The sequence below is a fragment of the Lentibacillus saliphilus genome (genome assembly GCF_019093865.1).
Classification (GTDB): domain Bacteria; phylum Bacillota; class Bacilli; order Bacillales; family Amphibacillaceae; genus Lentibacillus_B; species Lentibacillus_B saliphilus.
Genome location: NZ_JABJXD010000005.1, coordinates 194280 through 208350, shown reverse-complemented (window position 1 = coordinate 208350; position 14071 = coordinate 194280). Strand labels below are relative to the sequence as shown.

The following is a 14071-nucleotide window of genomic DNA, read 5'->3' as shown; positions in this document are numbered from 1 at the left end:
TGTAAACTAAATTTGCAGAATTATTTTAAATCCCTTTGAGCAATATAAGGGTTGCGCTTGTTTTTAAAGAAGAAAGTAAACATCTAGCCTATATTTGAGAAATTAATTCGTGAACACAAGCAGAATACAATATAGTGATGAGGGGTATTCATGAATATTTTAAAGGATAGTCCTGTTGGTATGACTGAACGTGGGATCGCACTTATTATTGACTTAGTCATTACTTTTTGTTTTGCCTTGTTAATCAATACGATTGTTGATTATCATCCGGTCGTGATTGCAGTGATTTTTTCTTATTTTTATGAAACATTCCTTCCGCTACTTTGGGACGGTTATACAATAGGAAAACGAATACTAGGTATCCGTATAGCCCATCTGACAAACAAAAAGTTAACGTTAGGTGCTATGATCATCGGAGGATTTTTGGCGCAATTACTTTACTATATTCTTGCTGGCATCCTTTTAATCGCAAGTATTTATTTTGTGTCAACAAGAGAGGATAAACGTTCTATTCATGATCTATTAGCTCAAACATACGTTACATCCAACGTACCCGAGTATAACTAGACATAAAGGCGTGTTAATCATGTCTTAAAGTAAATCTTAAAGGAGATGATTTTATGAAAAAGAAAATCACAATATTTTTTATGATCGTTTTTATATTATTACTTCCAATTATGATAAATGCTTTTAGTAAAGTTATGACACCTGATAAGATTTTGCTTGTAGGACATCAAATTAGCGAGTATGAATTTGAGTTTACTAAGGAAATAAAAGATGAGCAAAAGGTATCGGAATTTGAACAGCTATTTGAGGAAATAGTTTTTTCAACTGAAGAATGGCATGAAGAAACATACGCTGATACAATTTTTCAAATTAACCACAAAGAAGGAATATATACCCATTCACTTAAAATATGGATTGATGGAGAAGAGGCTATAATGTTGAAAACGCATGATAGAGAAAATAAAACGGCTACTATTGGTAAATTATCTAAGTCACAATTAGAGAATTTAGAAACCATCATTAAATAATATTTTTGACAGTAAATTATTTCTGAAAAAACTTATGTTTATAACAAAAAACCAAGAGGTTGGGACATAACTTAAAGTTTAACTCAAAAGACGAACAATGCTCACCATTAGCTCCGGGAATATACGCAGACTGCGGGAGGAAGGCATAGGTTAGACCCCACAGTGCGTGGGGATGGAAGGCTAGAACCGCGACGACAATCGCCACGCCTTCATGACCAACATCCTGTTGGCCCGAGGCTAACCAGCCGCCCGCGGTCGTATTGTTCGGTTCTTTATTTGAATAAACCTCTTTTGTCCCAGCCTCTTAATCTTTCTGGAGCTAATGTAGAACATTGTCCGTTGTTTGGATTAGATTTTCAGTTGTATCCTACCTTCTTTTTCTGTTGTCTCTATTCCGTTGTTGTATAAGGTTTAACGACGCGTGACATGAGTCCGTGATTGGGTGAGAAGATAAAGCTCACTAAAAACAGAATGCCTGTGGAAAACGCCATTGAACCGGAAATAGACGTATCAATCCACACCGCTAAATAATAACCACCAATGGCTGAAATAACGCCGAAAGCACCGCTTAATACGAGCATAACGGACAATCTATCCGTCCATAAATATGCTGCGGCAGCTGGTGTAATGAGCATGGCAACGACCATAATCGCGCCGACCGCATCAAAGGACGCAACTGTTGTAATTGATACGAGTGTCATAAATACATAGTGCATTAAAACAACTGGTATACCGAGACTTGCTGCCAGCCCGGCATCAAAGGTCGTAATTTTCCACTCTTTGTAGAACGCAATAATGAACGCCAGCACAACCAAGAACACGACGATGAGCATGAGCGTTGCTTTTGGAATATCACCTATCACCGGGAGATGAATCGTATTCCACGGTAAAAATGTGATCTCTCCCATTAACGCATGCTGAACATCCAAGTGCACGTTCCCGACTTGAGTCGCAATCAAAATGACCCCAATCGCAAATAACGTCGTAAATACAACACCGATTGACGCATCCTGCTGCACACCCCGTGAATGAAACCATTGCACCAATACAGCCGTTAACAGACCGGCAATAATCGCACCGACGAGCATATGGACACCACTGAGTTCACGGGTGATTAAATAAGCCGTAACGATACCGAGCAGGACAGTATGACTGATCGCATCAGCCATCATTGCCATGCGGCGTAAAATTAAAAACACACCGATGATCCCACATGACAAACCAACTAACGATGCTGTTAATAATATCCAAGCTGTATAGGTCATGACTGACGCCCCCCTTCAAGTGCGTGCTGTCGTTGCTGAATTTTAAACTGAATGGCTTTAACGAGCATCCCTTTTCGTGCACCGACTAAGAAGGACGCAAGGAATAGGACAGATGCAGACAACACAATAAACGGTCCTGTCGGCCAGCCATTTCCCATCGTACTAATAACCGTTCCGGCGACACCTGATACCCCACCAAATAAAGCTGATAACACCAACATCGCTTTAAAGGAATGTGTCCAATAATACGCACTCACTGCCGGAATGATGAGCAAAGCTGCCATTAAAATTACACCTACAGCTTGAATGCCGATCACGATCACGAGAACGAGCATGAGTAAGTATATCGTACTCATCAAGCGACTGGACATCCCTAAACCTTTTGCAAAGTTGACATCGAATAAGAACAGCTTCCATTCCTTAAAGCCGATGACGATCGTAAAAATAATGATAATGGCGACGGCAAGCATCGTATAGACATCCGTTCGTACCATTGATGCCGCTTGGCCGAAGATGAAGCTATCAAGCCCACTTTGGTTGCCACCAGCAGATCGGCTAACGACCGTCAGCATCATGATCCCAAACCCAAAAAACACCGATAAAATAATGCCCATCGCCGTATCCTCTTTCACACGGCTGTTTGACTGTATCCACTGAATGAGCCATGCACCAATTAAAGCACTCACTGCAGCGCCAAGGATCATCAGCGGCAAATGCTTTGTACCGATGATCATAAAGGCAACGATCACACCAGGAAGGGCAGCATGCGACAAGGCATCACTCATTAAGCTTTGCCGCTTCCAGTAAGCTAAACAGCCGACCATACCAGCTGCAACACCGAGCGTGAGTGCGCTGAACAAGACCCACTGTGCGTTTGGCGAAAAGAACATATCTAACATCGCATTACGCCTCCTTCATCCAACGTAATGCGCCTCCGTATGTCGCTTGCACATTTTCTTTTGTAAACGTCTCATCTGTTCGACCATGCTTAACGATTGTTTTATTTAACAGCATGACATGATCAAAATATTCCTCGACAGTGAGTAAATCGTGATGAACGACCATCACCGTTTTTCCATTCTCTTTTAATTGCTTTAATGTCTCCATAATCGCTGACTCCGTTGCAGCGTCCACACCTACAAGCGGTTCATCCATGAAGTAAAGATCGGCATCCTGAACAAGGGCGCGTGCTAAGAAAACACGCTGCTGCTGACCGCCAGATAGCTGACTAATTTGCCTGTTCGCATAATCAGCCATCCCCATCTTTTCGAGCGATGCCATCGCAAGCGCTTTGTCTTTTTTAGATGGCCATTTAAACCAACCAATCTTCCCATAAAGCCCCATCAACACAACATCGAGGGCATTCGTTGGAAAATCCCAATCAACAGACCCACGTTGTGGAACATAACCGATTCTCGTTTTTGTTTGGGACAAATTTTTACCGAAAAAGACGACAGAGCCTGACAACTTCGGATGAAGGTCAAGCATCACCTTTAATAACGTCGATTTCCCCGCTCCATTAGGGCCGACTATTCCAGTTAGCGACCCTTGGTTAATTTCAAAATCAACATCATACAATACTTTATTTTTATGATACGATGCTGATAAATCTCGAACAGCTAAAACAGACATTAGTTATCCACTCCTGACAACGCTTCGTAAATTGTTTTTACATTATGACGATACATGCCAATGTACGTCCCTTCTTCTGTATCCGCGTCACCCATCGCATCGGAGTACAGTTCCCCGCCTAGCTCCACCATTAGACCATTCTTTTCCGCGCCTTCAATCACCGCTCTAATGGAATTTTCATTGATGCTACTTTCGATAAACACAGCAGGTATCTCATATTCCATTAATAAATCAACTGTATTGTCGATATCTGATATACCAATTTCATCTTCTGTACTGAGCCCTTGTAAACCAACGACGTCCATGTCATACGCACGACCGAAATACCCAAACGCATCATGAGCTGTCACGAGTACACGCTGCTCATCTGGAATTGCCGTCATCTTCTCAGTTGCATCGTCTAGCAACTCATCAAGCTTTGCAAAATACGCTTCCTTGTTTTTCTCAAATGTGTCTTCATGGTCAGGTGCATACGATTTCAACGCATCGGTTGCTTCCGTTAAAGCGGTTTTCCATAGCGTGATGTCGAACCATACGTGTGGATCAATGGCACCTTCTTCATCTAAAAGAAGCTGATCTTCAGAAATTGCTTCAGAAACGGCAACAACTGGCTTTTGTTCGCCAATGCGTTCAAATGCTTCAATCATATTGCCTTCAAGATTTAATCCGCCGTAAAGAACAACATCCGCTTCATTTAACTTTTTAATATCTCCTTGTGTCGGTTGGTATAAGTGAGGGTCTACACCCGGCCCCATTAAACTGTCTACCTCAACAAAGTCCCCACCTATAACAGAAATCGGTTCTGCGATTTGAGCGATCGTTGTGACGATATGAATTTTACCTTCCCCATCATTGCTTGCTGTTGAATCATCTGTATCCGAGCATGCCGTCAAGCCGAATACAAATAGTATGAAAACCATACCCATGACTATTTTTTTCATTCCGTTCATTTCTGTACATCCTCTCCTCAGGCCATTGCCTGTTGCTAAGTTATTTTTGTCACGACTAAAGTTTTGCCTCTATGCAAAATTTATAATAACTGAGAACCTTTGTCAATAACAAAGTGCCTTTTTTCTAAAAAAGTACTACATTGTGGAAATGTCAGGAGATTAAATCAAGATCGACCTGAGGCTTTTTTTAAAATACGTGTTGACAAACAACTTTATGTCCTCTATGATTATGTCTAATATCACTAGCGCTAGTGAGACGTATTGTCATTTTATGATATTCAAAAAGTAATGAACTGTTCGAAGTAGTTGATACATGGTTGAAACAAGAGACCTGATGGTTGGTGCAAATCAGGCAAGGTGTATTGGCGAATTACAAACAGGGAACTGACATGAATGTGTCCGGCTACGGCCGTTATCGATATGAAGTGAACAGCATTTTGTGCTGTTAATTTGGGTGGTAACGCGGAGCTTCCGTCCCTTGTATAGGGATGGGGGCTTTTTTGTTTTATTTAAAGCAGTTGCCCGTTAAGGCTTTATGACAATTTGATATGGTATAAGTGAAGAACTGTTCGAAGTAGTTGATGCATGGTTGAAAACAGAGACCTGGTGGAAGGTGCGAACTAGGCAAGGTGTATCGGCGAATTACAAACAGGGAGCTGACGTTGTGACGTCCGGTTTCGACCGTTATCTATAAGAGTGAGCAGCTTAATGGCTGTTAATTTGGGTGGTACCACGGAGCTTCCGTCCCTTTTTTAGGGATGGAAGCTTTTTTTGTTTATCTTATTTTCACACAAAACGGCTTTATGAACGATTATATCGCTAGTAACTCATAGCGAAGGAAAAATACGAAGACTCCAGTGGGAGCAGAGGCCTAGGTGAGACCCCGCAGTGCGAGCGGTTGGAAGGCTAAAACCGCGACGTCATGTCGCAACGCCTTCATGACCAACATCCTGTTGGCCCGAGGCTCATCAGCCGCCCACGGAAAGCGTAGTGTTTTTCCGTAGCGATCACATATAAAAATGACGAAAAAAGGACGACTTGGTTCGTGGGTTGGGCCTTTTGACATCACATATAAACGATTGGGAGATGATAACATGAAGAAGGAACTATCAGCGGGATTGGCGATCATTCCGATTCTCGCTTTAATCATTGCAGCATCTATGTCTGTATTTGTATGGAAAGCAGGTATGCACATGCCGCTCATCATCGGCATGATTGCAGCCGCTAGTGTAGCAGCTATTGCTGGGTGGAAATGGACTGAGATTCAATCGATGCTGACGAATGGCGTCGGACGTGCTTTACCGGCTGTGTTTATATTACTCATTATCGGGGTCATCGTCGGATCATGGATGGCGAGCGGTGTCATTCCAACGATCATTTACTACGGTTTATCAATTATTGATCCGTCAATATTCATTCCGGTTGTTGCACTCATTACAGGAATCGTATCAATCACTTTAGGTAGTTCTTTTACGTCTATCGCAACGGTTGGACTCGCATTTATGGCGATTGGTGAAGGACTTGGCTTCCCAGCCGGCCTCGTAGGTGGAGCTGTTATATCTGGCGCATTTTTTGGTGATAAGCTCTCACCTCTGTCAGACACAACGAATATCGCACCAGCTATGGCAGAAACCGATCTGTTCAGTCATATTAAACATATGCTTTGGGATACGATTCCAGCCTTTATCATCGCACTCGTCCTTTACTGGTTCGTTAGCAACACAGGCTCGGGCGTCGGTCAGGCTGATTCAGATATCATCACTGGCATTACAAATGGCCTTAATGATTTATTCGTCATTCATCCACTCTTATTACTGATGCCCGTGTTCACAATTGTCCTTATGATGCTGCGTATGCCGGCAATTCCTGCGCTCACAAGTGTGGCGTTAGCAGGAGCTCTTCTCGCCGTCATCGTGCAAGGAACATCCGTATCAGAGATTATGCAAGTAATGACGCGTGGGTTTACCGGAGAGTCTGGGGTCGCATCACTTGATTCCCTCCTCAATCGCGGTGGGTTAACGTCTATGCTCAGCACCGTTGCACTGCTCATTCTTGCAACAGCACTCGGTGGTGTGCTGGAAGAATCGGGGGCATTTGACGTGTTAACGCGAAAAATGATGGCACGGGTTCAATCAACAGGAAGCTTAATTCTGTCAACCATTCTTTCCACGTTCGTAGTCGCTTTTGCGAGCGGGGCACAGTTTTTAGCGATTATTTTGCCAGCAAGAACGTTTGTTCATAAATTTAAGGAGATGAACATTGATACGAAAAATTTATCACGTTGTGTGGAATCGGCTGGTACTGTTGGGATTAACCTCGTTCCCTGGGGGGTTCCGGCTGTGTTTGCTTCAGGTTTATTCGGCATTAGTCCTGGTCAATTTATTCCATTTGCGTTCTTTGTCATTCTCGTACCACTCATTAATATTATATTTGGCTTTACCGGTTGGACGATCACTCGGAAAAATTACGGGTCCGACGCGGTAGCTGTGGATCAAAAAGGAGACATCGCGATATGAGCAAGGTTTTGTTACACGTATTAGGAACAGCGCAGGATGCTGGATTACCACAGCCAAACTGCTTTTGCGCTAATTGTTTGCAGGCAATGGACGATCCCGCCTACGCACGGCAGGCAGCAGCACTCGCTATTGTATTACCTGAAGAAAAAAGCTGGCACTTGATTGATGCCACGCCTGATATAAAAACGCAAATGATTGCACTTCAGAGACAGTTTGGTCTAGAAGGACGGCGCATGGAGAGCATTTTTCTAACCCATGCGCACCTCGGCCACTATCCAGGGCTTCTATTCCTTGGCCGGGAAGCGATGAATACGAGACACATCCCTATTTTCACTGGCGAGCGGATGAAACAGTTTCTTGAAACTGAAGCACCGTGGCGACAGCTCATAGAACTTGGGAACATTGAAGTGAACGCTTTGAGCGACGGGCATGCACAGCAGCTAAATGACCGGGTTAAAGTAACGCCTGTAGACGTGCCGCATCGCAATGAATTTTCCGAGACATTCGGTTTTTGGATTGAAGGCCCACATAAAAAAGCCCTCTATATTCCCGACATTGACAAATGGGAGGATTGGCACATTGATATTGCCGATGCCTGTCACGAGGCGGATATGTGCCTTTTAGATGGAACTTTTTTTTCTAAACATGATCTTGCAGGGATTGGCCGGGATTTTCGTGAAATCCCCCACCCGCTTATGTCCGATACGATGACGAGACTGGCAGCACTCACAGACGTATGTGACATTTACTTTACGCATTTAAACCACGGTAATCCTGTGATCCCAAAGAACAGTGATGCCAGACGTGAATTAGAAGCACGTGGGTTTCACATTGCGGAGGATCGCATGACGTTTGAATTATAGTTTATATTGGGGAGCATAAGCGCTCTATGAGAATGAATCATTATTACGAGCAGGTTTTTCTTCTTTTACACTTATAAAATTCCTTCTATCGCACACGCTATACGAAAAGAGTGTTGAAGGAGATGTGTAAAATGAAAAAGATCTTGTTTATAACGTTATTGCTTTTACTTATTGTACTGACCGGGTGTATGGACAACAATGGTGCGATGGATGATAATAACTTAAACATTTCAGCTGCGACTACAGAAGATTCGAGTAGCGAGCATCCACCAACTGATACATCAAACGACAAAATCACAACGGAGAACACCCGTTGGAATCCAGTGACCGACAGTGATGTTCGAGTCCCAACTACACACGGGCGTGCCGACCGCGAGCTTGATGCACAAGAACGTAATCGTCCAGAAACACAGCCGACAGAAGGAATGAATGAATATACGTCTGCGGTCATTTCATTAACGAATCAAGAACGCCAAAAGGCTGGCTTAAAGCCATTGGTTGCAGATGAATTGTTAAGTAAAGTTGCCTTGCAAAAGTCACAAAACATGCAAACAGAAGGATACTTTTCTCATACTAGTCCAACGTATGGGTCGCCCTTTGAAATGATGCGTCAGTTTGGTGTTACCTACAAGTCAGCTGGTGAGAATATCGCCAAGGGTCAGCCTACACCCCAGGAAGTTGTGAATGCGTGGATGAACAGTGAAGGACACCGCGCTAATATTTTAAAGCCGTCCTTCACCCATATCGGTGTCGGGTATGTATCCAACGGCCATTACTGGACGCAAATGTTCATCCAAAAGTAAGCACGTTAACACTGCCCAAGCTGTTCTATACAGCTTGGGTAGTTTTTTTGTGTATACGAATATGGATTGTCTTATTGTTAGAATGACATTTCAATCTGTGCGTTGCAGAATTAACGATGTCAAAGGGCTCAGCGTAAGGTGAATGAATCTTTTTCGCGTTCTGTAACGTATAAACACGTAAGAGAGCAATACGAAAACACCTATTACGCGCAAAAGGAGCATGACCCATGAATCAAGAACTGGAGCAATTCTTTACGACCTTCGACCAACTTCATTCACGACTTAAGTGGAACGTTCCAAATAAGCAGGTATTAATGGCAGTCGCCTCAAGCTATGCGGTCAGTGATAAGCCCTTCAACCTTGAACAGTTCATTAGAATAGCGGACCTTATAAAAAAGCGCGCAACGTTATTTTCCACAATGCGGTCTTATTCAAGGTTTACAGCCGCCGCAATGCTAGATATCCATTTTACAGAGCCGGAAGAAAAAATTGAAAATATGTTCAACCTATACGATCAACTCATTCGTACGTCTTTTGGCAGAGGGCCTTATACATATATAGCAGCACTTACTGTCTTAATAAACAGTGATGACGACCAACAGGAACAGACCATCATCAAAAAAGCTCAAGATATGTATGAGCACATGAAAAGTGAGCACAGATTTCTTACGTCCAAGGAAGATTATCCGATGGCAACCCTTTTAGCAACCGTCTCTGAACACGAGAAATCGATTCAAAAAAGTGGCTATTTCTATTCCAATCTACGGAAAAACGGCTTTACATTTGGCAATAACCTGCAATTTCTAAGTCATATTCTAGCGATGTCAAAAGACGAAAATGAAGACGTTTTGCTTGATCGTACAATTCAAGTTTATGATCGTTTTCATCAGAACGGTTTCAGCACTAAGCTCGCCTATTATGCAGTCATGGGTCTCCTCGCTCTATTGCCTGAAGATCAATATGACATGGATGACATTAAAGATATGTATACAACCTTAAAAAATAGAAAGCATTTTAGATGGCAAAATGATTTTAACGTTATGCTAGCTGTTCATTTTCATGTCAAAAGTCAACTGACGCATGGGGATATCGTCAATACGAGCTTGTATACGACGATGGAGACGATCGTACAAGCTCAGCAGGCAGCTATGACCGCTGCAGTTGTCGCTGCTTCGGCTGCGTCAGCGAACAGCGGTGGTGGCAATTAAATAAACGAATTCAGCTGCGATAATGGGCACTATCATACAGTTACCCGGATATAGTTTTTTAAGTCGTTTGGTGTTTTAAATTGGTTCGGAATTTGATGCACGTGGCCATCATTCAAAAACAAAATATCGTCAGCCATCTCCTGTGCGATATCTATTTGATGAGTGGACACAACGATTGTTTTACCGTCTTCTTTCAGGTTTTTTAAAAATTGAGTGATGACATCCACTGAAATGAAATCAATTGCAGCAAAAGGCTCATCCATCAAAATATAGTCATAATCCATCAAGAAACCTATAATTAAAACGAGCTTCTGTTTCGTCCCTAAAGAGTATGAGGATAGTCGATCATCTTTTTTATGAGCCATTTTTAATGTCTCAAGCAAGGTGTTAAATTGATGCACATCTAATCGTTTCTTTTTCAAAGAAAAGATCAGATCGACAAACTCCCTTCCAGTTAAGTTTTTATAAAAATGCATGTCATCCTTGATATACAGGAGTTTGTTTTGAAGCACGTTTTGATCCAGGGTTACATCGCTTTTTAATAACCCACTTAAACAATCAAAAAGCGTCGTCTTACCTGAACCATTCACACCTAACAAAGCATGAATACATCCTTTCTTCAAGATGAACGACACACGATCAAGTACAATTGTCTCGTCATCGTACGAAAAAGATAAATCATGAACCTCAAGCATACTTATCGCCTCCCTCATTAATTAACATGTGCTTAAACATCATTACATTGAAGACATAAAGGAGCAAAGTTGCACCTAAAAACATGCTCTGAAACAGAAAGCCATGTGCTGGTGTGCTACTGAATAGCTGTAATAACACATATACGGAAACGAGTATGAGCATGACATTCACTACAGAAAACATGACATGACCCCTAAACATTTTATCGTTCGCTTGTTTCACCCGCCATAATTCGAAGATCTTCCTCCATAAAAAGCATTGTAAGTAATTGAATAGAAATATAGCTGCCAAGGTGTAGGCATTCATGATGAGTAGAGAAACAATAAATACGACATACATACTTGTAATTTTAGGGGAGATAAATGCACGTAAGACATTTGTTTTTGCTAGAATGACTTCTAATTTTGATAAAGGAATATGATAGCTTTTTAAAACATCTTCGTCATGACGAATGTCGAGAATGTCTTTATAACCCGCACTCAATAAAAACACGAACACCAGCAGTCCAAGAATCCACCCTAAATAAAACTTCGCTATGAACAAGCCTGGATCTGTTCTGAGAGACAGAAAGAAAAACACACTCATAAAAACCATATTTATAACATGGTAAAGTCCAAACGTCGTGATAAGCACTTTACTATTTCTGAAAACGTCTTTTATATCTTTCGCAAATAACAATGTCTGGACATCTGATAAACCTGCCCCATATAGCCGTTGAAATAACTGTTCCATTCTTGCCGTTGGAAGATTAAGACTCAGATTTCGATTTGGAATTAAAGTCGTTATATGGACGCGCTTGATGCAAAGCATAAAGCAAAAAGCGATCATCGCAACGATCATCATTAGGATGGAGAAATAGAACGGATTCACTTGAATTGCAGGCATGATCGCTCCGTCAAAATAGTCTTCCAACGTTTCCAGAACATAAATCCCAGATAACATCCAGAAAAACAATAGATACATAAAGGATAGCGAGAAAAATACAACTTGGAATGTTTGCAGAAGCACTGCATTCATTGTGTTGGTAACATAGCGAATCATCATCGCTAAATAAACCTGGAAATAAACGATGATAACGACAGAAGTAACGAACGTTATCATAAATAGAAGTCCGTTACCTGGAACAAAGTAGCTGAGGAACACGACGCTAAATATTAAAACTGGGACATACGCTTTTGTAAAGAAAAAGAACAAACGCCGCATAACAAACGACGCTACTTTTGTAGGTATAAACGTCAACAACGCTTCATTTTCTAACGTACCAAAGATATGTCTTTGGGAAATGTATTGGACAATGATCGTCACGGATACATTTAACCCTACGACAAACAAAAGCATGTCCTTTGGATGATAAAATGATTGTATTCCGAGTGCACCAGCAGCGATAACCGCTGCGGTATTGGGTAAAATATACGTAAGAAATAGTTTAATAACATTCTTGAATGACCTTAAACCTTTGTCATTGCCTAATTCCAGCATGAATATTCGACCTAACATTTGAAATGGCTCCTTCTTTTCAGAGAGACTGAGACAAAGCTTAAAACGTTAAAAGCCCTATGCTAAGCCAAAGATATCATAATCAAGCGTGGCATTTTGCCTTATTTTGTCGAAAAGATAAATTTTGTTATGACCTAATTCTAGCATGTTAGAGAGCATCCTCTTTGAACTCACGACGTAGTTTAAAACAAGACAGGACACACTTGAATTGATCAAGCGTGTCCTGTCTTTTAATTGTGTGACTGATGAAGCCACATATCAACGTTAACCTCGAACCATCTCCGGCTGGAGTTCGCCTTTATGAATGTACATAATCCGATCACCGAGTTTTTCTGCTTCTGCATGAGAATGTGTGACGATGACGATCGGAATTTTCCACAGCTGATGGAGATTAAGCAGTTCTTGATGACCTTTCGCCCGGGTTTCATCATCAAGTGCCGAAAACGGCTCGTCCAACAAAAGCAGCTCCGGCTCTGTAGCCAGGGCTCGGGCGATGGCGACACGCTGCTTTTCCCCACCGGAAATTTGTAGCGGGTATTGTGTCTTTAAATGATCAATGCCTAACTGCCTCATCAGCTTTTCTGCCAATGCTTCTGTTTTTGCCCCATACATAATATTTTTCCAAACCGTCATATGCGGGAATAGCGCATAGTCTTGAAACAAATAACCGATCTGTCGATGCTGTGGGGCTAAGTTCAGGCCGCCTTTTTCGTATAAACACCGCTCATTTAACACAATACGGCCACTATCTGGCTTAACGAGTCCAGCGATACTATTGAGGACAGTTGTTTTGCCTGAACCAGATGGGCCAAACAAAACGACGATTTCCTGCCCAACCTCAAAAGCTGTGTCCAGCGTGAAATGGTTCAGTTGTTTTTGAATATTAACGTGCAGCATACGTCCACCTCCCTGACTTACTTTTCCCGATACCGCATCATACTCCGTTTGCTCCACCAGTTCAGCCATAAAATCGCACTAAAGCCGAGCGCAATAATGATCACGACCCAGAAGGTTGCCTTCTCCATATTACCCGACTCAACCGCAAAATAGATTGATAACGGGATCGTATCCGTCACACCTGGTATATACCCAGCCAGCATCAAGGTGGCACCAAATTCACCGAGGGCGCGGGCAAATGTTAATACCGTCCCTGAAAGAATCCCGGGCCATGCTAAAGGAAATGATACGGTCCAAAACACGCGCCACCGGGAAGCTCCCATCGTATAGGCAGCCCGTTCCACATTGTCATCATACTGTTGAAACGCTGCTGCCGCGCTTTGATACATGAGTGGGAATGCAACAACAACCGCGGCAATAATGACGGCACTCCATGTGAAAACAACTTGCGTATCAAACCATTTGTCTAAAAACACGCCGACTGGGCCATGCTTGCCAAAAAAGACGAGCAAGGCAAATCCAACAACTGTCGGCGGCAGGACGAGTGGTAATAAGAAAATCGCTTCCAATATCCCTTTACCAGGGAAATCACGTCTCGCAATAACGCGCGCCAAAAAGACACCGACGATAAACACGATGACGGTTGCAATCGCTGCTGTTTTAAATGATAGCCATAAAGGGGATAAATTTTCGTCAAACATTGGCATTCA

At 42.3% G+C, this 14071-nt stretch carries 14 protein-coding genes and 2 other annotated features; of the genes, 6 read left to right on the top strand and 8 right to left on the bottom strand.

Going from position 1 to position 14071, the window contains the following annotated elements; genetic code table 11:
- Positions 1-150: 150 nt before the first annotated feature.
- Both HPC67_RS10670 and HPC67_RS10665 read left to right on the top strand, forming a co-directional pair.
- On the top strand, positions 151-567 hold the full coding sequence (locus tag HPC67_RS10670; RefSeq protein WP_217587654.1) for an RDD family protein: 417 nt from the start codon (positions 151-153) through the stop codon (positions 565-567).
- Positions 568-620: 53 nt separating this feature from the next.
- Positions 621-1034, top strand: coding sequence for a hypothetical protein (locus tag HPC67_RS10665; protein ID WP_217587652.1), 414 nt, complete (start codon positions 621-623; stop codon positions 1032-1034).
- A gap of 389 nt (positions 1035-1423) precedes the next feature.
- Here HPC67_RS10665 and HPC67_RS10660 read toward each other — a convergent pair whose 3' ends face one another.
- The 4 genes from HPC67_RS10660 to HPC67_RS10645 are packed head-to-tail and all read right to left on the bottom strand — an operon-like array spanning position 1424 to position 4881.
- The gene (locus HPC67_RS10660; protein ID WP_217587650.1) at positions 1424-2299 is read right to left on the bottom strand and encodes a metal ABC transporter permease; all 876 of its coding nucleotides are present in this window, start codon (positions 2297-2299) and stop codon (positions 1424-1426) included.
- Positions 2296-3198: a metal ABC transporter permease gene (locus tag HPC67_RS10655; protein WP_217587648.1), complete on the bottom strand. Its 903-nt coding sequence runs from the start codon at positions 3196-3198 to the stop codon at positions 2296-2298. Before HPC67_RS10655 ends, HPC67_RS10660 begins: the two co-directional genes overlap by 4 nt.
- Before the next feature lie 4 nt (positions 3199-3202).
- Positions 3203-3931, bottom strand: a complete 729-nt coding sequence (locus HPC67_RS10650; RefSeq protein ID WP_217587644.1) for a metal ABC transporter ATP-binding protein — start codon at positions 3929-3931, stop codon at positions 3203-3205.
- On the bottom strand, positions 3931-4881 hold the full coding sequence (locus HPC67_RS10645; protein ID WP_281417516.1) for a metal ABC transporter solute-binding protein, Zn/Mn family: 951 nt from the start codon (positions 4879-4881) through the stop codon (positions 3931-3933). The genes HPC67_RS10650 and HPC67_RS10645 overlap by 1 nt, the downstream gene beginning before the upstream one ends.
- 279 nt (positions 4882-5160) lie before the next feature.
- Positions 5161-5363: a binding site (T-box leader), on the top strand.
- 69 nt (positions 5364-5432) lie between these two features.
- Positions 5433-5633, top strand: a binding site (T-box leader).
- A gap of 342 nt (positions 5634-5975) precedes the next feature.
- On the opposite strand from HPC67_RS10645, the gene nhaC reads away from it, so the two are divergent.
- From nhaC to HPC67_RS10625, 4 genes are all read left to right on the top strand, one after another.
- Positions 5976-7397 carry a Na+/H+ antiporter NhaC gene (gene nhaC, locus HPC67_RS10640; RefSeq protein ID WP_217587643.1) on the top strand — a complete coding sequence of 474 codons (1422 nt, stop codon included), beginning with the start codon at positions 5976-5978 and terminating at the stop codon, positions 7395-7397.
- Positions 7394-8260, top strand: a complete 867-nt coding sequence (locus HPC67_RS10635; protein WP_217587642.1) for an MBL fold metallo-hydrolase — start codon at positions 7394-7396, stop codon at positions 8258-8260. Before nhaC ends, HPC67_RS10635 begins: the two co-directional genes overlap by 4 nt.
- A 131-nt stretch (positions 8261-8391) precedes the next feature.
- Entirely contained in the window at positions 8392-9063 is a 672-nt protein-coding gene (locus tag HPC67_RS10630) for a CAP domain-containing protein (protein ID WP_217587641.1), read from the top strand.
- A 227-nt stretch (positions 9064-9290) separates the two neighbouring features.
- Positions 9291-10271 (top strand): DUF4003 family protein, encoded by a 981-nt coding sequence (locus tag HPC67_RS10625; protein ID WP_217587640.1) that lies wholly within the window; start codon positions 9291-9293, stop codon positions 10269-10271.
- A 32-nt stretch (positions 10272-10303) separates the two neighbouring features.
- Here HPC67_RS10625 and HPC67_RS10620 read toward each other — a convergent pair whose 3' ends face one another.
- The 4 genes from HPC67_RS10620 to modB form a co-directional block, all read right to left on the bottom strand.
- Positions 10304-10966, bottom strand: coding sequence for an ATP-binding cassette domain-containing protein (locus tag HPC67_RS10620; RefSeq protein WP_217587639.1), 663 nt, complete (start codon positions 10964-10966; stop codon positions 10304-10306).
- The gene (locus HPC67_RS10615; RefSeq protein ID WP_217587638.1) at positions 10959-12464 is read right to left on the bottom strand and encodes a hypothetical protein; all 1506 of its coding nucleotides are present in this window, start codon (positions 12462-12464) and stop codon (positions 10959-10961) included. Before HPC67_RS10615 ends, HPC67_RS10620 begins: the two co-directional genes overlap by 8 nt.
- A gap of 264 nt (positions 12465-12728) precedes the next feature.
- Complete coding sequence (locus HPC67_RS10610; RefSeq protein ID WP_217587636.1) at positions 12729-13361, bottom strand: ATP-binding cassette domain-containing protein; 633 nt, start codon at positions 13359-13361, stop codon at positions 12729-12731.
- A 17-nt stretch (positions 13362-13378) separates the two neighbouring features.
- Entirely contained in the window at positions 13379-14062 is a 684-nt protein-coding gene (gene modB / locus HPC67_RS10605) for a molybdate ABC transporter permease subunit (RefSeq protein WP_217587633.1), read from the bottom strand.
- Positions 14063-14071 lie beyond the last annotated feature (9 nt).